This window comes from Solwaraspora sp. WMMA2059, assembly GCF_027497315.1.
Classification (GTDB): Bacteria; Actinomycetota; Actinomycetes; order Mycobacteriales; family Micromonosporaceae; genus Micromonospora_E.
Map to the genome: position 1 here is coordinate 1,949,784 of NZ_CP114908.1, position 20,143 is coordinate 1,969,926.

Consider the following 20,143-nt stretch of genomic DNA (forward strand, 5'->3'; position numbering starts at 1 on the left):
GTGGCTGTGGAAATTGGACTCGGACTGCAGAGCGACAAACGCGCCGGCGACTACGCCCGGCTGGCCAGCGCCGCCGAGGCGTACGGCTTCGACGTGCTGAGCGTCTTCGGTGACCTGATGTACCAGCCGCCGATCTTCCCGCTGCTGGAGATGGCCGCCGCCACCGAGCGGGTCCGGCTCGGCACCGCCTGCCTCAACCCGTACTCGATGGCGCCGTACGAGATCGCCGGCCAGCTCGCCGCCCTCGACCTGGCCTCGCACGGGCGGGCCTACCTGGGGCTGGCCCGTGGCACCTGGCTCGGCGCGGTCGGCATCGAGCAGCCGCGTCCGTTGACCGTGCTCGCCGAGGCCGCCGAGGTGATCCGCCGGTTGCTGCGCGGCGACACCGCCGGTTTCGACGGCAGGGTGTTCCGGCTGGCCCCGGACACCGCCCTGCGGTACGCCGTACAGCGTCCGGACCCGCCGCTGCTGCTCGGCGCCTGGGGGCCACGCGGTGCCGCGCTCGCCGGCCGGATCGCCGACGAGATCAAAGTCGGCGGCAGCGCCAACCCGGACATGGTCCCGGTGATCCGCGACCGGCTGCGTCCCGGCGCCGACGCCGCCGGCCGGTCCGTCGACGACGTCGGCATCGTGTTCGGCGCGGTGACCGTGGTGGACACCGACGGCGCGGCGGCGCGGGCGAAGGCCCGCACCGAGGTGGCGATGTACCTGGCGGTGGTCGCCGACCTGGACCCGACCGTCACCGTGCCGGACGACCTGCTGGCGCAGGTCAAGTCGCTGGTGGCAGCCGGCCGCGACGTCGACGCCGGCCGGCTGGTGCCCGACGACCTGCTGGACCGGTTCGCCTTCTCCGGCACCCCCGGGCAGGTCGCCGCCCAGGCGCAGGCGCTGATCGACGCCGGGGTGCGTCGGGTCGAGTTCGGCACCCCGCACGGGCTCACCGACGACCGTGGCGTCGAGCTGCTCGGCAACGCGGTGCTGCCGCTGCTACGTAGGGAGGCTTCCCGATGACAGTCGACGGTGTACTCGTCGTCGCCGGCCCAGTGCTGACCGTCGACCCGGAACTGCTGCGGGGCCTGGTCGTCGCCGAGGCGGCCGGCCTCGGCGTGGTCGGTGACTTCGTGGTCGCCGCCGACGCCGACGAGGTCCGCGGCCTGCTCGACGGGGTCGGCAGCGTCGGCGGGCGCGCGGTGGTGCTGCTGCCCGGCCCGGATCCGGCGGTACGGGCGCTGCTGACCGCCGACGGCCGCTGGGCGGGACGCACCGTCCACTACGACCCGCAGGTGACCGACCCGCAGCCGACCGGTCCTGGCTCGGTCCACCTGTCCGGCCGGGGCGTGTGGGGGCTGGCCTGGGCGATCCGGCACGCCGTGCACCGGCTGCGCCGCCCGGCGCGGCGGGTCGCGTACGGGCAGGACCCGGAGCAGTGGGGCGAGCTGCGGCTACCGGCCGATCCGTCTGATCTGTCCGCCGGGCCGTTGCCGGTGGCGGTGCTGCTGCACGGCGGCTTCTGGCGGTCGATCTGGGCGGCGGACCTGATGGACGCGCTCGCCGTCGACCTGGCCGACCGGGGTTACGCGGCGTGGAACCTGGAGTACCGCCGGCCGGACCGGCACGGCTGGCCGGCGACCACCGCCGACGTGGCGACCGGGCTGGCGGTGCTGGCCAACCTGCCGGAGCTGACCGGTGGCGCGGTGCCGGACGGTCTGCTGGACCTGGACCGGGTCGCGGTGTTCGGCCACTCGGCCGGCGGGCAGTTGGCGGTGCGGCTGGCCGCCGACGGCGGCCCGGTGCCGGTGGCGTTGGCGGTCTCCCTGGCCGGGGTGCTGGACCTGGCCGAAGGGGACCGGCGGCAGGTCGGCACCGGCGCGGTCGCCGCCGCGCTCGGCGGTGACCGCGACACCGTGCCGCAGGTGTACGCAGCCTCGGATCCGATGGCTCGGCTGCCGATCGGGGTGCCGCAGCTGATCGTCCAGGGTGCCGGCGACGACCTCGACCTGATCGACTTCAACCGCCGGTACGTGGCGGCGGCGCGGGCCGCCGGGGAGGACCCGGGCTGGCTGGAGCAGCCGGGCGACCACTTCTCGGTGATCGACCCGGCCGCGCCGATCTGGCAGGCGACGATGACGCAGGTGGACCGGCTCCTGGACCGCTTCCTGGGCCGGTGACGGGCCGGATCCGGTCAGCAGGCCCGAAATTATTACGTGTCAGTGAACATGTTGCCCACTAGTGGGCAGTGCGGCGGTCAGAACAGCCGTGGGGTGACCACCGACACCACGGTGGTCACCTGGTCGGTGTCGTTGTACAGGCGGTGCGGGGTGCTGGACCGCAGGTGCAGGCTGTCGCCCGGGTAGAGCCGGTGCTCCACCCCGTCGACCTCGTACAGCAGCTCGCCGCTGACCACGTAGGCGAACTCCTCGCCGAAGTGCCCGTACGCCTCCTCGCGGCGCCCGCCCGGTGCGATGTGCACCAGCATCGGCTCCAGCACCAGGTTGGGGCCACGGTCGGAGAGCATCCGGTAGGTCTGCTGACCGGAGACGTACTCGGTGGCACCGTTGTCGGCCCGGGTGAGGGTGAAGTGCACCGGCAGGCTGCCCTGCGGGTCCTCGGCGGTTTCGGTCGGCTCCGCGCTGAAGAACTCGGCGACCGGCCGGTCCAGCGCGGCGGCGACGCTGTTGAGCGCGGTCAGCCCGATCGACGAGACACCCCGCTCGACCTGGGACAGGAACCCGATCGACAGGTTGGCGCGGCTGGCCAGACCGCGCAGGGTCAGCCCCTGCTCCTTGCGGAACTGGCGCATCCGGGCGCCGACCAGATCCTGGCGTGCGTCGCCGTCGGCGACGACGCGATCAGACCTGCGCACCGGACCTCCCGTGACCCCCGCGCGGACCGCCCGCCGGGCCGCGCCGATTCTTGTTCGATGGTATCGAACTAGCCGCCCCGACCGGAACCCCGACCGGACGTCGTAGACGGCTAATGCGCACCCTGACGAGCGCGCACCCGCCGACCTCGAGACTGACTACACAGCGTGTCGGTCATCTTCCTTGACGTGAAATTCTGCGGAGAACGGGATTGACGGAAGCTGGTGTCCGGTGGCTAGGCTGCTTCAGCATTCACATTTACACATCGCGGGGGTGGACGTGCCGTACGGCAGGCGCCAGTTGACGTTCGACGCAGACCGGGTACTCAAGGGACTGTCGGGTTGGCCGCCTCGCCTCGCTGCTGGCGTGGCGACCCTGCTGGTGGTCACGCTGGTGCCGGCCGCACCAGCGGCGGCCGCCGCCAACCAGGCACCAGACCGCCCGACACAGCTCACCGTGCACGGCCGCGCCTGCGAGCCGGGCGCCGGCAGAGTCTGGACGCTCACGACGACACCGACATTCGCCGCCCGCGCCAGCGACGCGGACGCCGGTCAGCAGTCGCTCACCACCACGTTCTCCTGGCGGCGAGTCGGACAGCCCCCGCACACCATGCAGCAGGCGCAGCAGAGCACCGGCAACCCGTCCTTCGCCTCCGCTACGGTGCCGACGGCAGTGGCGTTGGAGCACGGTGCGTCCTACCTGCTCCGCGCCCGCACCACCGACGGCACGTCGACCGGGGGCTGGTCGAAGCCGTGCCGGTTCACCGTGGACGTCGTCGCACCACAGCCACCGTCGGCGGTCACCTCGGCCGACTATCCGCCGATGACACCCAACCAGCCGCCGGTCGGCGGGGTCGGTATCCCGGGAATCTTCACGATCAGCCCGCCGGCCGACGCCACCGGCATCGTCGGCTACGCCTACACCCTCGACAGCGGCATCGGCCCCGGCTCCGCGCCGGTGGTGCCGGCCGACGCCGACGGCTCTGCCACGCTCGAGCTCCAGCCGAGCAGAGACGGCTTCAACACCTTGCGGGTCTGGTCGAAGGACCAGGCAGGGCTGGTTTCCACCGTGGTGGAGTATGAGTTCCGGGTCGCCAGCGGCAACGCGCCGGCCGCGCACTGGGACTTCGACGACGGCGGTGCCGTCGGCGACGACGGCACCGGCAACGGCAACGACCTCACCGTCGTCGGAGCCACCACCGCGCCGGGCCGGAACAGTCCCGCCCTTTCACTGACCGCAGCCGGCGACCACGCGGCCACCACCGGACCGGTCAGCTGGCCGCACCCGACGACCGCAGCCGCGCTCACCCTGCGTACCGACCTGACCTTCACCTTGTCGGCGTGGGCCAAACTCGATGCGGCCGGCACCGCACAGACCGTCGTTACGGTCGACGGCAGCACCACCTCGGTCGCCGCCATCGGCTATGACGCGACCGCCGATCGGTGGCGCTTCACGATGGCCGACGGCGACTCCGCCGCCGCCACGCTGATCAGCGTGGACTCCGACACCGCCGCTGTCCCCGGCCGGTGGACGCACCTCGCGGCGACCTACCACAAGCCCTCCGGCGCGATGCAGCTGCACGTCAACGGCGTTCGGCAGAACGCGACCGCCACTCTCGCCGGCAGCGTCGCCGCCACCGGGCCGGTCACCATCGGGCAGGCGCTCCGGGCCGGCGCGGCCACCGACCAGTTCTTCGGCCAGCTCGACGACGTCCGCGTCTACCAGCGAGCGCTCTCCACATCGGAGATCGGCGAGCAGGCCCGCCCGTTCGCGCCCCAGGTCAGTCTGCCCGACGGAGCCAGTGTCGATCTGGGCACCTCCGTCCCGGTGACCTTCGACGCTGGCGGCGACACCAACGTGACCCAGTTCCGCTACAGCGTCGGCTCGGCCATTCTGAACCAGAACGCCGTGCCGGACGTGCCCGGAGGCTCGGTCACCGTGTCCGTCACCCCGACGGCACTCGGTGACGTGCCGGTATTCGTCGGCAGCCGGACCGCCGAAGGCCTCACCAGCCCGCTCACGAGCGTGACCCTGCAGGTGCTGCCCGCACCCGTGACGGTCACCGGCACCGTGTACGGAACGGACTTCATGCCGGTCGGTGCCGGCGTAACGGTCACCCTGGAGCCGGGCGGTCGGCAGACCTCCACCGGCGCCGACGGCGGTTTCAGCTTCGCGGACGTCGACCCGGGGCAGTATTCCGTGACCGCGAGCTCCGGCGGTGGAGACTGTGGAACCGCCGCCAGCACGGAGATCACCGTCCCCGATATCGCCGACGTCGTGCTGTTCCTGTCCCCGGTGGCCAGCCCGGACGGGAGCCTCTGCCAGGAACTGACCCAGCCGTTCACGCCGGTGTCCGGTACGGCGCTCGCGCTCGCTGGGAACGACGAGGTCACCGAGACCGCCCTGCCGTTCCCGGTCACCTTCTACGGCCAGACCTACAACTCGGCCTGGGTGGACACCAACGGCATCCTGACCTTCACCGACCCAGGCGGCTCGCACCCGACGCCGGCCGGCATCCCCACCGTCGGCGGACCTGATGCGATGGTCGCCGCGTTCTGGGACGATCTGATCGTTGACGGGCAGGCCAGCGTGGTGACGGCGACGCGGGGCTTCGCGCCGTTCCGCGAGTTCGTCGTCGAATGGCGGGACGTACGCCGCGCCGCCGACCCCGACGAGCGGATGACGTTCCAGGTCGTGCTCGGTGAGCTGGGCGTCATCCAGGTCAACTACACCGGGATCGACCCGGCCAGCCCGGGTGAGCGCGGTGCCGGTGCCACCATCGGCGTCGAGAACGCCACCGGCACTGGCGGCCTGGAGTACTCGTCCGGCGCGCCGGTGCTCGTCGACGACCGTACGGTGGCCTTCATACCGGGTGTCTGACTGTCGTGGTCGGGCCAGGACCAGCGGTGGTCGTAGCCACTGGTGGCAGACGGGTGACTGTTGGATCCAATGGTCACTCAAGTCTACCGTTTGTTGGTCGACTGTCCTCGTGTGGCAGCCGACGTCGAGGGGTGGCTTGAGTGGCCGACGGCGCGCCTGAGCGTGATTGTGTGGAGTGGATCGCTGTTCCATCTTTGGGTACTGACCCGCAAATCCCGATGCCGTGGAGCTTTGGGGCCCTCGGTGACCTTCTCTGGCTTGCGATGCCATTCTGTCGTCCCAGTCTAGTGGAGTTGGCTTGCCGGCACCTCCACTCGTCACTTCCTGTGCTGGAGCCACTCGATAGAGTCAGTGACTTCGATCTGATGATCCAAGTGGCACTGCCCTGGACGCAGCGAGTGTTGCTCGATCTCGATCTGACTACTGAGCGTGATCGACTGGCCGGATTCTTGGAGGCGCTTATCGAACATGGGCCCATGTTCGAGTATGCGATCGATATGTACTATCTTGATGGACTTCGGGATCCTCGATACCGAGACGCTCTGCGAGATCTGAGCCCGAATTTTTACGGTGTACATTTCTGCTAGGCGTCTCGTTGTCTCTCACCTACTTTCCGTTGCATGGTGTATCCAAAAAGTGCTGCGAAGATGGCTCCCGTCAAAGGTAGTGTCGCTGCCCCCCCAGCCGGCTTCTAGTGCGAAAGCCATGATGGTAATCCCGTTGAAGATCAACGCTAAGAGGAGGTAAAGTGCGACTCGCATCTCTTGGGAGGTCATGCGCCAATTATTGCCGATGGGTACATTCTCTTCCAGTACCCTGATCATAAACTTTCACCATCCTGGGAAGTGCCCAGCTCGCGATCACGGTTTCCGTGGCGCCGAGGCATAGGGGGAGTCTACGCTCGGTAGAATGTGGACTTTTCGCCCTGCGGTAGGGTGTGGGGATGTCGATGCCGGTGACTGTTGTTGGTCTTGTGGTGGGAGGCCCGGTCACCGGAACGTCAACCAGCGCTTTGGCCTCGCGTGCCGCTGGGTCGGAGGCACAGGCGACGGCGATTGCGTCGAGTCCGTCGTCGGCACCGGCGCGCACCGCGCCGAGCAGCGGGCTGTAGAGCAGGTCGTCGGCGGCGATGTACGCGCTCGGCAGCACCACCTGCAGGTTGCGGATCACGATCTCGGTGCCCGGACCGACCGCCTGCTGCGCTGCCTGCCGGTCGCTACCAGATCCGCACCCGTGCTGAGCTGCGAAAACGGGTAACACACAGCCTTGGTCGCCGCCCGCGTGGTCGGGCGTTCCGCACCGGCGGTGACGCCGGCCCGGAACGCCCGGATCGATGTGATCGACTGCGGTCGACGCTCAGCCGGTCAGCTCGGCGTCGACATCAGGATCGGCAGCACGGCCCGCGCCTCGGCATGACTGGTGTTGCGCATCGCGGTGGCGGTGGTCCCGGGGATGTCCCACGGGTTGCTGGTCGGCGGGTAGTACATCTTCTTGGTCGTGACCGCGACGACGTTGTTGTAGGCCACGCACCGGGTCTCCCACCGGTAGATCTTGCCGGACTGCGGGATGCCGGTGAGCCCGAGCAGGTTGGTGGTGCAGTTCGGGGCGAGAGCGGACAGCACCGTGTTGTTGCCGCCGATCGTCAGGTCGAGCAGGCCTCTGGTGCTCAACCTGGCGTGCGCCCGGGCGGTCAGGGCCAGCGGGCCGACCGTGTTGAGGGTGAAGCCGAGCTGGTCGGCGGAGGCTTCGTCGGTGACGACTTCGAGCAGACTGTCGATCAGGGTGATGCAGGCGGTGGTGTCCCGGGCGTACACCTGAAGGTTGTCCTGGGTGAAGGTCTTGATGTCGTCGAAGTCGATGATGGCGCTGCGCGCGCAGGCCTTGGCCTGTGCGGTGGCGATCCGGTCGATCTGGGCGAGGATCTCCACCTTGGCGCCGTTGATGGTGTTGATGATCTTGGTGGTGGACTGGTCAAGCGACGCCCCCTGCTTGTACTCCTTGTACAGCTCGTAGGCGCTCTTGGCGGCGGCGATGACCGACGAGATGTCGAACGCCTGCGCCGGTCGGGCACCCAGCGGCACGGTGACCACGACCGCGGCGGCCGCGGCCAACCAACGGCGGTAGCGCATCTGTTTCAACAGGATCTCCTTCGACTGGCGGCCAGGGTGGCCAGCGGTGACCCCGCAGGTCAGCGGAGCGCGGCCAGTCTGGCGAGATCGGCTGGACCACGGTTGGACCACGACTGGATCACGGCACACGACCGAAGCGCGGCGCATGATCACGGATCGCGGCGGACGATCGCGGCGGCTCCGCCGACAACCGGGCGCTGATCGTCGCCGCCTCCGGCGCACCCAGCTCGGTGAAGATCGCCAGCGCGCGACGCCAGTAGCCGTGCGCCTGCGCCCGCTGCCCGGCCGCGTGCGCCGCAGCGCCGAGCCCGTCGAACGCCAGCGCCTCGACGCCACGCGACCCGGTACCGGCGGCGATCGACCGGGCCAGGGCATGGCAGCGGGCCGCAGCACGGTCGGCACCACGGCGGTTGTGCAGCTGACCGGCGTAGTTCAGCAGCATCGCCTCGCCGACCCGGTCGCCGGTGCGGCGGCACAACACCAGCCCTTCCCGCAGCTGCCCGGCGGCGTCGCCGAGCCGGCCCTCGACCGTGAACAGCTGACCCAGGCTGCCGAGCGCCCAGACCACCCCGTGATGCTCGCCGAGCGTACGTAGCAGTGCCAGCGCCCGGCCGATGTAACAGATCGCCGCACGCCGGTCGCCCAGCTCACCCAGCACCACACCGAGGTTGCCCAGGGTCCGTGCCTCACCGGCCGGCTCGTCGACGTCGCGGTAGAGCGCCAACGCCTGCCGGAGGTGCGCCACCGCCTGCTGGCGGCGCCTCTGATGGTCGTGCACGACGGCCAGGTTGGTCAGCAGGTTCGCCTCACCGGCCAGGTCAGCTGCCGCGCGGGCGGCAGCGATCCCGTGACCCTGCATGGTGATCGCGTCCGGATAGTGGCCGCCGCATTCCAGATGCCGGTAGAGCAGCGCGGTCAGCCGTACGGCGTGCCGGGCCGGGCCGTGCCGCGCACCGTACGCGGTGACCGCCATCAGGTTGGCCCGCTCCACCTCCAACCAGACCCGCGCGACCCCCGGGTCACCGCTTGCGAACCCGGTCGGCGGCTCGGCCTGCGCGACGGCCAGGTCACCGTCCGGACCGGTCGGCGGCACCGTCGGCCGCAGGTGACGTTCGGCCGGGCGCACCGCGTCCATCGCCGTGGCGGCGGTATGCAGGTAGTAGTCGAACAACCGGGTCACGGCAGCGTCGCGGACCTCCGGCGGGTCAACGTCGGCGGCAAGCTCCGCCGCGTACGCCCGGAGCAGGTCGTGCATGCCGTACCGGTCCGGCCCGGCCGGCTCCACCAGGTGCGCCCGGCACAGCCGGTTGACCAGCCGATCCGCCGTCACCGGATCCGTCCCGGCCAGCGCGGCCACCGCCGCCGCGTCGACGTCCGCCCCGGGATGCAGCCCGAGCAGCCGGAACGCGCGCGCCGCCTCGGCCGGCAGATACTGGTACGACCAGGACAGGATCGCCCGTACGCCGGTGCGCCGGTCGCCGCCGGCGTCCAACATGTCGAGCCGTCGCCGCCGGTCGGTGAGCCCGTCGACCAGCCGGGTCAGGCTCAGCTCGGCGCGGGCGGTCGCCAGCTCGGCGGCGACCCGCAACGCCAACGGCAGCTGGGCGCACTGCGTTGCCAGCGTCACCGCGGCCTGCAGTTCGGCGTCGACCCGGTCGCCGACCAGCCGCCGCAGCAGCGCCACCGCGTCGTCGATCGGCAGGAGGCCGAGCCCTCCCTCCCGGGCGACCAGCCCGGCCAACGGATCCCGGCTGGTCACCAGCACCGGGCAGGAGGCGGCACCGGGCAGCAGCGGTCGTACCTGCTCGACCGACGCCGCGTTGTCGAGCACCACCAGCATCCGGCGGCCGTCCATCAGGCTGCGGTAGTGGGCGGCGCGTTCGTCGACGTCCAACGCCATATCGGCGTCCGCCACGCCGAGCGCCCGCAGGAACCGGGCCAGCGCTGCACCCGGCTCGACCGGCTGCTCCGGGTCGTACCCGCGCAGGTCGATGTAGAGCTGCCCGTCCGGGAACCGGTCGCGGGCCCGGCGCGCCCACCACACCGCCAGCGCGGTCTTGCCCACCCCTGCGCTGCCGGACAGCACACAGATCACCGCGCCCGGATCGGCGTCGCCGCGTCCGGCGGCCCCCATCGCCCGGTCGAGCCAGCCGAGCTCGGCGGCGCGGCCGGTGAACCCGGCGACGTCGGCCGGCAACTGCGCCGGCACCGGCGCGATCGCGTCCAGGCGCCGGCCCCGGCGCGGCCAGACCTGCTCGCTGGCGGTACGCGCCCCGGCCGGCGGGTCGGCCCGCAGTAGATCGGTGTACGCGGCGACCAGCTCGGGACCGGGATCGACACCGAGTTCGTCGGCGAGCCGGTCCCGGGTGTCGTGGAAGACGGTGAACGCCTCGGCCCGCTGCCCACTGGCCCGGTACGCGCGGATCAGCTGCGCCTGGCGGGCCTCGTCGAGCGGCTTCGCGGCAGCGGCCTGCGCCAGCCAGGGCAGTGCGGCGCTTGCCCGGCCACAGGCGATCATCAGGTCGCCGTACCGGGTCAACGCGGCCTGCAGTTCACCGTCGAGGGCCACCACCTTCGGGTGGCCGGCCAGCGTGGGCACGTCCACCAGCGGAGGTCCCTGCCACAGCTGGAGCGCCTCGCCGAGTAGTTCGGCGTCGCGCTCCAGCCCGGCTGCACCGGGCCGCGCGGTGGCGACCAGGTGCCGGAACCGCAGCAGGTCGACCGTGACGGCCGAGGCCCGCAGCAGGTATCCGTCACCGATCTGCGGCAGGAGCAGACTCGGGGCCCGGGACGGGCGGTCCGGTTCGAACAACCGACGCAGATGTTTGACGTGCGTCTGAATGACGTTGGTCGACGTCGCCGGTGGCGGTTGGTCCGGCCAGAGCGCGTCGACCAGCTCCGAGCGGGGCAGCGGCTGTCCGCCGTCGAGCGCGAGCAGACCGAGCACCGCCCGCCGGGCGGTCGGCCCGGGGTCGAGTGCCTGCTGCTCGCGCCACACCCGTACCGGGCCCAGCACCTGCACCTGCAAGAAGACTTCACCTCGTGACCGCTGCGCCACCGCCCGGCGTCGGACCGTGATCGACGTTCCCCGCAGATCGACCGAGCGGAGTATAGGTGCTGGTCAGTCGTCGTCAGTGGGTTGCGGTGACCGGATGGAAGACGGCGTCGAGCGCCTTGAGGTAGCCGTCGGTGTAGCCGGCGAGGTTCGGGTGGAACGCGTCGTCGATGGCGGTGATGCCGTTGAGCCATGGGTCGTCGTCGCAGACCCGGTGCTTGTCGAACAGGGCGTCGACCGGGGCGAACGCGCCGTACGTCTTCGCCGTGTTCCCGATGGCCTCGTTGAGCTTCACCGCCGCGTGGTTGATCCACCCCCGTCGGTTCGCGTCCAGCGGTGCTTCGAAGCAGAACGTCGGGGCCAACAGCTGCGGGTAGCCGAGGACGATCAGCTTGGCGTTCGGGGCGGCGGCGAGGACGTCTCCGTACACCTGCTTCAGCTTGCCCGGCAACGTCGTCGCGATGTACGCGAGGGCCTTGTCGATGGCGTCCTTGCAGGTGATGTCGAGCAGCGCTTCGATGCATGTCTCCAACGTGGAGGTGAAGCCGAGGTTGTCGCCGCCGACGGTGATGGTCACCAGCGTCGTGTCCGGCCCGAGGAAGCCGAGCTGGTGCGCGATCACGTCGTCGGTGGTGGCGCCGCTGCAGGCCGAGAAGCCGAACGACAGGCGCGGGTTGTTCCGGGCGAACTGGGCGGCGTACGAGTGGGCGCTCTGCTTGCAGTCGCCGTCGGTGTACGGCGGGGCGCCCACCCCGGACGAGTACGAGTCGCCCAGCGCGACGTACTGCCGGTCGTCTGCGGCGGATGTGTCGCCGGTCGTGCCGGCGGCGTTGGCGGCGGCGGGCACGGCGGCGATGGTGATCAGCAGCGTCGCCGCGACGGGCAACGCGAGGGCGGGACGGAGCTTTCGGGCACGGCTCAGCATGGTGGCGCCTCCTTCGATGGTGGAGACGCTCCGGCCGGGGTGGCCGTCGTCTCCAAAGTGGAAGTGAGCATGCGCCGCCGATAGCCGGCAATCAATCGAAGCGTCGGAAACCCTACTGTCGACTGAGTTGCTGATCACCCGTGGTTGGTCGTAGACCGAACCGGTCGGCGAAGCCGGACAGGTCGTCCCGCTGCTCGGCCAGGGTGTCGGCGCCGCTGCCGACCACGATCCGGGTCACCCCCTGCGCCGCGTACGCCTCGACCCGTTGCGCCGAAAGCTCAGTCGACCCCCACCGGGTGTACTCCAGCGCGTCAGGGTCACGGCCGGCCTCCGCCGCGACGGACCTCGCCAACTCCCACTGTGCCGCCCGCTCGTCCGGGGTCAACAGCCCGCCGGGGAAGTAGCCGTCGCCACGTAGCCCGACCCGCCGGGCCGCCGCCCGGCTCGAACCACCCACATGAATCGGCAACGCGGTGGCGCCGTGCGGCTTCGGAAAGCTGCACACCCGCTCGAAGTCGAAGAACTCGCCGTGGAACGACACACCGTCGGCGTCACCGCTCCACAGCAGCCGTAGCACGTCGATCGCCTCGTCGGCACGTCGGCCACGGGAACGGAAGTCGACGCCCACCGCCGTCGCCTCACCGGGCAGGCCGCCCAGTCCGACGGTCAGCAGCCGCATCCGGCCCTTCGACAGGACGTCGATCGTCGCCAGCCGCTTGGCGAGCACTACCGGATGGTGGTACGGCAGCAGCAGCACCCCGGTGCCGAGCAGCAGCCGGTCGGTTGCCGCCGCCACGAAGGCCAGCAGGTCCAACGGGTCCGCGTACGGCAGTGTGGGCGGCATCTCGACCGCCCCGACCGTCGCACCTGGATACAGCACCACGTGTTCCGGCACGTACAAGCCTTCGAACCCGCATGCCTCGGCGTGCTGGGCGTACCCGATGAGCCGGTCCGGGTCGGTGCCGTGCAGCGGGGTGCTGTAACTGACCGCGAACCTCACCGCCGCCGCCGATCCGCCCGCGCTCGGTCGAGCTGGCACCGCAGCTGTTCCCGGACACCTGCCAGCCGCGCCAGTCCGGCATCGACCTCGGCCAGCTTGCGCCGCAGCACCGAGATCGAGTCGGGGCAGATGTCGCCGGACGGGTTGCCGGCCCGCAGGCAGGTCACGAACGGGCGGATGTCCTCCAGACCGAAACCGACGGCGAGCAACGACCGGATCTCGCCGACCACCCGCAGCTCCGTATAGTCGTAGTCGCGGTAGCCGTTGGCGCATCGCCGGGGCCGGACCAGCCCCTGCGCCTCGTAGTAGCGCAGCGTCCGGGCGCTTGTCCCGGCCTGCCGCGCCAGCTCACCGATCAACATGTGCCCTCCCCGGCCAGCCTCGGACCCACCGTGACGCTAAACGTTGACGTCGGTGTCAGGGCAACGAGCCGGCGGACCTGGCGACGGTCAGCCGAGGGCGGCAGCCATCCGGCGTACCGCCTCGGTGATCGTCTCCGGCGCGGCGGCCAGGTTCAACCGGGCGTGTCCGACCCCGCCCGCGCCGAAGTCCAGCCCGCCGCTGAGCGCCACCCGCCCCCGGTCGAGGAACACCGCCGCCGGGTCGTCGCCGAGCCCCAACGTCCGGCAGTCCAACCAGGCCAGAAAGGTCGCCTCACCGGGCGCGTACCGCACCTGCGGCAGTTGCGCCGCCAGCAGGTCGGCCAGCAGCCGCCGGTTCGCGTCGACCGCCGACCGTACGGTGTCCAGCCAGTCGCCGCTGTCGCGGAACGCCGCCGTGTGCGCGATCACCCCGAGATGGTTGACCCCGTGCCCGACCTCTTCCGGCAGCCGGGCCAGGTCGGCTGCGGCCGCTGGCCCGGCGACCGCGAGGGCGGCCTTCAACCCGGCCAGGTTCCAGCCCTTCGAGCCGGAGATCAGCGTCAGGCCGTCGTCGGCGCCGGGCACCGACAGGTACGGCACGAACGTCACGCCGGACGCGGTCATCGGTGCGTGAATCTCGTCGACCACCACCCGTACGCCGTGCCGGCCGGCCAGCTCCGCGACGGCGGCCAGCTCGTCGGCGGTGTGCACCGTCCCGGTCGGGTTGTGCGGACTGCACAGCAGGTACGCCGCCCGGCGGCCACCCTCGCGGGCGGCGGTGAACGCCTCGGCCAGCGCGTCAAGGTCCAGCCGGCCGTCCGACCCGAGCGGGGCCTCCCGCACCGGCCGACCCAGGTTGCGCAGGAACCCGTAGAACGGCGGGTACACCGGCGGGTTGATCACGACCGTGTCGCCCGGCCCGGTCACCAGCTTCAGCATCTCGACCGCGCCGAGCATCACGTCCGGCACGATCGCCGTGCGCGCCGGGTTCAGACCGTCCCACCCCCACCGTTCGGCCGCGAACCCGGCGACCGCCTCGGCGTAACCGGCACCGGTGGCGTACCCGAGATCGCCGGCACGCACCGCCGCGTCGATCGCCTCGACGACCGGCCCGGCCGGGTCGACGTCCATCTCCGCCACCCACACCGGCAGCACGTCAGCCGGGTAGAGCCGCCATTTGATGCTGGTCCGCTGCCGGGCCCGGTCCAGCGGCACCCACACCCCGTCGCCATAGGGCCGAACAATCGTCACGAGAACTCCAAACTTCTCGTCGGTGGTCACCTCGGGGAGCTTAAGGTCAGTCGGCGGCGGTGACCGGACGCCAGCCCAGCGGGGTGGAGAGCACCATCGTGCTGGACGGCTGACCGTACGGGGCGAGCCGGTCGATCACGTCCTCGAAGGCATCCATCGACGCCGCCGCCACCTTCAACATCGAGCAGGCGTCCCCGGTGATCCGGTGGATCTCCAGGATCTCCGGCCAGGTCGGCACCTGCGGGTCGCGCAGGATGCAGTGCGAGCCGTAGCAGGACATCCGGATCAGCGCGATCACCGTCCAGCCGGCCCGGGTCAGGTCGACGTGCGCGTGGTAGCCGCTGACCACCCCGGACTCCTCCAGCCGGCGTACCCGTTCGGCCACCGCCGGCGGCGACAGATGCACCCGGCGGGACAGCTCGCTGAAGGAAAGTCGGGCATCGGCCTGCAACTCACGCAGCAGCGCCCAATCCATCTCGTCCACGGACACTTTCCCTTCGTTAACCGACCACCCAAATCTAGCCACCGACCTGCAGGCCGCGGCCGCGTACCGCCGTTGATCCGGTATTCAGCCGCGGACCGCAAGTCGGCAATCATGGGCGACACAGCAAAGGGAGGGCAGCCGACGTGAACAGCACCGACGTGGCCAACCCACCGGCCGTGCGGCCGGTGGACGCCGCCGAACGCGACGCCCGCGCCGCCGCCAACGCTGGCGAGCCGACCCTGGAGTTCGGCGACCGGGTGCCATACGACGCCTACGTGCACGCCAGCACCCTGCACAGCCTGCAGCGCACCCTCAGCGACGACCCCGGTGAAATGTCGTTCCTGATGGTCAGCCAGATCATGGAGCTGTACTTCGGGCTGACCCGCCACGAGCTGCGCGACGCCCAACGGCTGATCCGCGCCGACCAGGTGTGGGAGGCGCTGGCCCCGCTGCGCCGCGCCGCCCTGCACCTGGAAGGGCTCAACGCCTCCTGGCAGACGCTGCGCTGGATGACCCCGGCCGACTTCAACCGGTTCCGCAACCTGCTCGGTGAGGGCTCCGGCTTCCAGTCGGCGATGTACCGGCAGTTGGAGTTCATCCTCGGCATCCGGACCCCGTCGCTGATCCGCCCGTTCCGCCGCCAACCCGACGTGTACGCCGAGTTGGAGCAGGCCCTGCACGCGCCGAGCCTGTGGGACGACGTGATCGCCCTGCTCGCCCGCGTCGGCCACGACATCCCGACCGACCTGCTGACCCGCGACGTCGCCACCGAACACGAACCGCACCCGGCGGTCGAGGCCGCCTGGGTGGAGGTCTACCGGGTCAACGCCCCGGACAACCATCTGCGGCAACTCGGCGAGGCGTTGACCGAGGTCGCCGAACAGTTCGGCGACTGGCGGTACAAGCATCTCAAGGCGGTGCAGCGCACCATGGGCGCCAAGGTCGGCAGCGGCGGCTCCGCCGGGCTGGCCTGGCTGCAACGCAGCATGAACCGGGTGGTGTTCCCCGAGATCTGGTCCGCCCGGACCGGCATGTGAGAGGCTGCCGCATGTTCACAGAGGACGACGCCCGCCGCCGAGACGCCGCCGACCCCGGGCACCGCGACCTGTTCCACATCCCGCCGGCCACCGGCGGCGAACACCCCGACGTCGCCTACTTCGCCGGCAACTCCCTCGGCCTGCAACCGAAGGCCACCCGCGCCGAGCTGCTCGACGACCTCGACGACTGGGCCCGGCTCGGCGTCGAAGGCCACCTCGAAGCCGGCCGGCCGTGGCTGCCGTACCACGAACTTCTCACCGACACCGCCGCGCGACTGGTCGGCGCCCTGCCCAGCGAGACCGTGGTGATGAACTCGCTGACGGTCAACCTGCACCTGCTGATGGTGTCGTTCTACCGGCCGACCGGCGACCGCACCCGCATCGTCATCGAGGACTCGGCGTTCCCGTCGGACAGCTACGCGGTGCGCAGCCAGGCCGCCTTCCACGGCCTCGACCCCGACCGTACGGTGGTCCGACTGCGACCCCGCCCCGGCGAGGACACGCTGCGCACCGAAGACGTCGTCGACTGCCTGCGCACCGAGGGCGACCGGGTGGCGTTGGTGCTGCTCGGCGGGGTCAACTACCTGACCGGCGAACTGCTCGACATCCCGACGATCACCACCGCCGGCCGGGCCGCCGGCGCGATCGTCGGCTGGGACCTGGCGCACGCCGCCGGCAACGTGCCGCTGCGGCTGCGCGACTGGGGCGTCGACTTCGCCGCCTGGTGCTCCTACAAGTACCTCAACTCCGGTCCGGGGGCGCTGGCCGGGGCGTACGTGCACGAACGCCACCACGGCGATTCGACGCTGGCCCGCTTCGAAGGCTGGTGGAGCACCGAGCCGGCGACCCGGTTCGAGATGACCCCGGTGTCGCGGCCACCGGCCAGCGTCGACGCCTGGCAGATCTCCAACCCGCCGATCTTCGCGATGGGTCCGGTACGTACCTCGCTGCAGATCTTCGACAAGGTCGGCATGCCGGCGCTGCGCGACCGCAGCGAACGGCTCACCGGCTACCTCGAACAGCTGCTCGACGAGATCGTGCCCGGCCGGCCGATCAGCGTCGTCACGCCCCGGGATCCGGCCCGGCGCGGCTGCCAACTGTCCCTGCGTATCGGTGGCGTGTCGGGTGCCACCGGCGGCGGAGCACACGCGTTGACCGCCCGGCTGCGCCACGAACACGGGGTGATCGCTGACGCCCGGGAACCGGACATCGTCCGGCTCGCCCCGGTGCCGCTGTACTCGACGTACCACGACTGCTGGCGGGCCGCCCGGGCGCTCGCCGCGACCCTCCCGACGGAAGGCGGCGACGATGTCTGAACGTGCACCCGTCGCGGTGGTCGGCGCCGGCCTGGCCGGCAGCCTGCTCGCCTGCTTCCTGGCCCGCCGCAGCCTGCCGGTCACCCTCTACGAGCGCCGACCCGACCCGCGACGCGGCACCGCCGAACGCGGCCGGTCGATCAACCTGGCGTTGTCCGAACGCGGCCTGGACGCGTTGCGCCGCATCGGCCTGGCCGACCAGGTGCTCGCCGACGCGCTGCCGATGCCCGGCCGGATGATCCACCCGGTCGACGGTGACCTCGACTTCCAGCCGTACAGCGCCGACGAGCAGCGGGCGATCAACTCGATCAGCCGGGGCGCGCTCAACAACGCCCTGCTCGACGCCGCCGAGGCCGCGCCCGGGGTCACCGTCGTGTTCGACCACCGGCTCGTCGGCCTCGACCCTGACACCGGCGAGGCGACCTTCGACACCCCGCAGGGCACGGTCCGCGCGGACGCGCAGGTCGTGCTCGGCGCCGACGGCGCCGGTTCGGCGGTACGCGGCCAACTGCTCGCCCACGGCCTGGTCGACGAGAGCCTCGACTTCCTCGACTACGGCTACAAGGAGCTGACCATCCCGGCGGTCGGCGGCGACTACGCACTCGACCCCGGTGCGCTGCACATCTGGCCGCGCGGCACCTCGATGATGATCGCCCTGCCCAACCCGGACCGCTCCTTCACCTGCACCCTGTTCTGGCCGACCGGCGGTACGTCGAGTTTCGCCTCGCTGAGCAGCCCGGCGGCGATCGAACGGCACTTCCGTACCCACTACCCGGACGTGCCGCCGCTGGCACCGGACCTGGTCGACGACTACCAGCACAACCCGGTCGGTCTGCTCGGCACGGTGCGCTGCGACCCGTGGCAGGTCGGCGGCCGGGTGGCGCTGCTCGGCGACGCCGCGCACGCGGTCGTGCCGTTCTACGGCCAGGGCGCCAACTGCGCCTTCGAGGACGTCGTCGAGCTGGACCGCTGCCTCGACGACACCGGCGGCGACTGGGCGGCGGCGCTGCCGCTGTACCAGTCCCGCCGCCAGGACAACGCCGAAGCGATCGCCCAGATGGCGCTGGCGAACTTCGTCGAGATGCGCGACAAGGTCGCCTCCCCGACGTTCCAGACGTTCCGCAAGGTCGAACACGCCCTGGAACGGGCGTTGCCGGGGCGCTACGTGTCCCGGTACGAAATGGTCTCCTTCACCACCATCCCGTACGCCGAGGTCAGGCGACGGGTCCGCCGGCAGCACCAGCTCCTTGCGGCGGCGGTGGCCGGGACGGCGGCGCTGTCAGTAGGGGCACTCGGCGCCGCCGTCCACCGGCTCGTCCGGAAGGGACGCTCATGACCCTGTGGCACCCCGACCTGTACGTCGGCCGGCCGGCCGCCGACGGTCCCGGCCTGCTGCGCAGTTTCGTCGACGGCCGGTTCGTCGACACCGGGAAGCGGTTTGCGAAGGTGTCGCCGGTGTCCGGGGAGACGGTGTTCGAGGTGGCGGAGGCCGACTCGTCGACGGTCGACGCGGCGGTGGCGGCGGCGCGGTCGGCGTTGCGCGGACCCTGGGGTGACATGGCTGAGCGGGACCGGGCGGCGGTGTTGCGGGCGGTGGCCGACGAGTTGGACCGCCGGTTCGATGATCTGGTCGCCGCTGAGGTGGCGGATACCGGTAAGCCGGTCGGTCAGGCCCGGACGTTGGACATTCCGCGTGGGGCGGCGAACTTCCGGGCGTTCGCGGAGATCGCTGCGACGGCGCCGACCGAGTCGTTCACCACGGTCACCCCGTCCGGTGGTCGGGCGTTGAACTACGCGGTACGTAAACCGGTCGGTGTCGTCGCGGTGATCGTGCCGTGGAATCTGCCGCTGCTGCTGCTGACGTGGAAGGTGGCTCCGGCGCTGGCGTGCGGCAACGCTGTGGTGGTGAAGCCGAGTGAGGAGACGCCGGCGTCGGCGACGCTGCTCGCGGAGGTGATGGCGGCGGCCGGCGTACCCGACGGGGTGTTCAACCTGGTGCACGGGTTCGGGCCGGGCGCGGCGGGGGAGTGGCTGACCACCCATCCGGGGGTGGACGCGATCACGTTCACCGGTGAGTCGGCGACCGGGTCGGCGATCATGCGGGCGGCCGCTGACGGGGTGAAGGCGGTGTCGTTCGAGCTGGGTGGCAAGAACGCCGGGCTGGTGTTCGCCGACGCCGATCTGGACGCGGCGGTCGCGGGTTCGGTGCGGTCGTCGTTCACCAACGGCGGTCAGGTCTGTTTGTGCACCGAGCGGCTGTACGTGCAGCGGCCGGTGTTCGACGAGTTCGTCGACCGGCTGGCGGCCGCTGCCCGTGACGCCCGGTACGGCTGGCCCGCCGACGAGACGATCTCGACGATGCCGCTGATCTCGCGCGGCCACCGGGACAAGGTGCTCGGCTTCTACGATCTGGCCCGCGCCGAAGGCGCGCAGATCCTTGCTGGTGGTGGCGTGCCGGCCTTCGGTGACCCCCGTGATGGTGGCGCGTACGTGGAGCCGACAGTGTTGACCGGGCTCGGTCAGTCTGCGCGGCTGGTGCGGGAGGAGGTGTTCGGCCCGATCTGCCACATCGCTCCGTTCGACACCGAGGAGGAGGCGTTCGCGCTGGCCAACGACTCCGACTACGGGCTGGCCGCGACGGTGTGGACCCGCGACGTGGGGCGGGCGCACCGGGCCGGTGCCCGACTGGACGCCGGCATCGTCTGGGTCAACACCTGGTTCCTGCGGGACCTGCGCACCCCGTTCGGCGGAGTGAAGGCCTCCGGCGTCGGCCGGGAGGGCGGCGTGCACTCGCTCGACTTCTACTCCGAACTGACAAACGTCTGTGTGGATCTGACATGAGC

Annotated in this window: 16 protein-coding genes; 7 read left to right on the forward strand and 9 right to left on the reverse strand. The window is 71.1% G+C overall.

The features are described 5' to 3' along the window. Both O7553_RS08920 and O7553_RS08925 read left to right on the forward strand, forming a co-directional pair. On the forward strand, nt 1–1,011 hold the full coding sequence (locus tag O7553_RS08920) for an LLM class flavin-dependent oxidoreductase (RefSeq protein ID WP_281554345.1): 1,011 nt from the start codon (nt 1–3) through the stop codon (nt 1,009–1,011). After that, entirely contained in the window at nt 1,008–2,168 is a 1,161-nt protein-coding gene (locus tag O7553_RS08925; RefSeq protein WP_281554346.1) for an alpha/beta hydrolase, read from the forward strand. Before O7553_RS08920 ends, O7553_RS08925 begins: the two co-directional genes overlap by 4 nt. Before the next feature lie 77 nt (nt 2,169–2,245). On the opposite strand, the gene O7553_RS08930 is transcribed toward O7553_RS08925, so the two are convergent. After that, on the reverse strand, nt 2,246–2,863 hold the full coding sequence (locus tag O7553_RS08930) for a cupin domain-containing protein (RefSeq protein WP_233605752.1): 618 nt from the start codon (nt 2,861–2,863) through the stop codon (nt 2,246–2,248). Between the two features lie 298 nt (nt 2,864–3,161). On the opposite strand from O7553_RS08930, the gene O7553_RS08935 reads away from it, so the two are divergent. Further along, nucleotides 3,162–5,741, forward strand: a complete 2,580-nt coding sequence (locus O7553_RS08935) for a LamG-like jellyroll fold domain-containing protein (protein WP_281554347.1) — start codon at nt 3,162–3,164, stop codon at nt 5,739–5,741. A 783-nt stretch (nt 5,742–6,524) separates the two neighbouring features. On the opposite strand, the gene O7553_RS08940 is transcribed toward O7553_RS08935, so the two are convergent. The 8 genes from O7553_RS08940 to O7553_RS08975 all read right to left on the reverse strand — a co-directional run bounded on the left by O7553_RS08940 (nt 6,525) and on the right by O7553_RS08975 (nt 14,947). Beyond that, entirely contained in the window at nt 6,525–7,001 is a 477-nt protein-coding gene (locus O7553_RS08940) for a hypothetical protein (RefSeq protein ID WP_281554348.1), read from the reverse strand. A gap of 104 nt (nt 7,002–7,105) precedes the next feature. Further along, a complete protein-coding gene (locus O7553_RS08945; RefSeq protein ID WP_281554349.1) occupies nt 7,106–7,879 on the reverse strand; it encodes a hypothetical protein in 774 nt (257 codons plus the stop codon). A 109-nt stretch (nt 7,880–7,988) separates the two neighbouring features. After that, nucleotides 7,989–10,892 (reverse strand): AfsR/SARP family transcriptional regulator, encoded by a 2,904-nt coding sequence (locus O7553_RS08950; RefSeq protein ID WP_281555539.1) that lies wholly within the window; start codon nt 10,890–10,892, stop codon nt 7,989–7,991. 109 nt (nt 10,893–11,001) lie between these two features. Beyond that, a complete protein-coding gene (locus tag O7553_RS08955) occupies nt 11,002–11,850 on the reverse strand; it encodes an SGNH/GDSL hydrolase family protein (protein WP_281554350.1) in 849 nt (282 codons plus the stop codon). Between the two features lie 112 nt (nt 11,851–11,962). Next, nucleotides 11,963–12,850, reverse strand: a complete 888-nt coding sequence (locus O7553_RS08960; protein WP_281554351.1) for a TIGR03619 family F420-dependent LLM class oxidoreductase — start codon at nt 12,848–12,850, stop codon at nt 11,963–11,965. Then, on the reverse strand, nt 12,847–13,212 hold the full coding sequence (locus O7553_RS08965; RefSeq protein WP_281554352.1) for a MerR family transcriptional regulator: 366 nt from the start codon (nt 13,210–13,212) through the stop codon (nt 12,847–12,849). The genes O7553_RS08960 and O7553_RS08965 overlap by 4 nt, the downstream gene beginning before the upstream one ends. An 87-nt stretch (nt 13,213–13,299) precedes the next feature. After that, nucleotides 13,300–14,463: an aminotransferase class I/II-fold pyridoxal phosphate-dependent enzyme gene (locus O7553_RS08970; protein ID WP_281554353.1), complete on the reverse strand. Its 1,164-nt coding sequence runs from the start codon at nt 14,461–14,463 to the stop codon at nt 13,300–13,302. A 46-nt stretch (nt 14,464–14,509) separates the two neighbouring features. After that, nucleotides 14,510–14,947: an Lrp/AsnC family transcriptional regulator gene (locus tag O7553_RS08975; protein ID WP_123600997.1), complete on the reverse strand. Its 438-nt coding sequence runs from the start codon at nt 14,945–14,947 to the stop codon at nt 14,510–14,512. Between the two features lie 143 nt (nt 14,948–15,090). On the opposite strand from O7553_RS08975, the gene O7553_RS08980 reads away from it, so the two are divergent. From O7553_RS08980 to O7553_RS08995, 4 genes are read left to right on the forward strand one after another with little or no spacing between them, the layout of a single operon-like run. After that, nucleotides 15,091–15,984 (forward strand): tryptophan 2,3-dioxygenase family protein, encoded by an 894-nt coding sequence (locus tag O7553_RS08980; protein ID WP_281554354.1) that lies wholly within the window; start codon nt 15,091–15,093, stop codon nt 15,982–15,984. An 11-nt stretch (nt 15,985–15,995) separates the two neighbouring features. Further along, nucleotides 15,996–17,300, forward strand: coding sequence for a kynureninase (kynU, locus tag O7553_RS08985; protein ID WP_281554355.1), 1,305 nt, complete (start codon nt 15,996–15,998; stop codon nt 17,298–17,300). Further along, a complete protein-coding gene (locus tag O7553_RS08990) occupies nt 17,293–18,636 on the forward strand; it encodes an NAD(P)/FAD-dependent oxidoreductase (RefSeq protein WP_281554356.1) in 1,344 nt (447 codons plus the stop codon). The genes kynU and O7553_RS08990 overlap by 8 nt, the downstream gene beginning before the upstream one ends. Then, nucleotides 18,633–20,141, forward strand: coding sequence for a 2-hydroxymuconic semialdehyde dehydrogenase (locus tag O7553_RS08995; protein ID WP_281554357.1), 1,509 nt, complete (start codon nt 18,633–18,635; stop codon nt 20,139–20,141). The genes O7553_RS08990 and O7553_RS08995 overlap by 4 nt, the downstream gene beginning before the upstream one ends. Nucleotides 20,142–20,143 lie beyond the last annotated feature (2 nt).

What these genes read in the sequence shown, in the direction of transcription:
- O7553_RS08925 (WP_281554346.1), top strand. Translation starts at nt 1,008, where the DNA reads ATGACAGTCGACGGTGTACTCGTCGTCGCCGGCCCAGTGCTGACCGTC.
- O7553_RS08955 (WP_281554350.1), bottom strand. Translation starts at nt 11,850, where the DNA reads ATGCTGAGCCGTGCCCGAAAGCTCCGTCCCGCCCTCGCGTTGCCCGTC.
- O7553_RS08965 (WP_281554352.1), bottom strand. Translation starts at nt 13,212, where the DNA reads ATGTTGATCGGTGAGCTGGCGCGGCAGGCCGGGACAAGCGCCCGGACG.
- kynU (WP_281554355.1), top strand. Translation starts at nt 15,996, where the DNA reads ATGTTCACAGAGGACGACGCCCGCCGCCGAGACGCCGCCGACCCCGGG.
- O7553_RS08990 (WP_281554356.1), top strand. Translation starts at nt 17,293, where the DNA reads ATGTCTGAACGTGCACCCGTCGCGGTGGTCGGCGCCGGCCTGGCCGGC.
- O7553_RS08995 (WP_281554357.1), top strand. Translation starts at nt 18,633, where the DNA reads ATGACCCTGTGGCACCCCGACCTGTACGTCGGCCGGCCGGCCGCCGAC.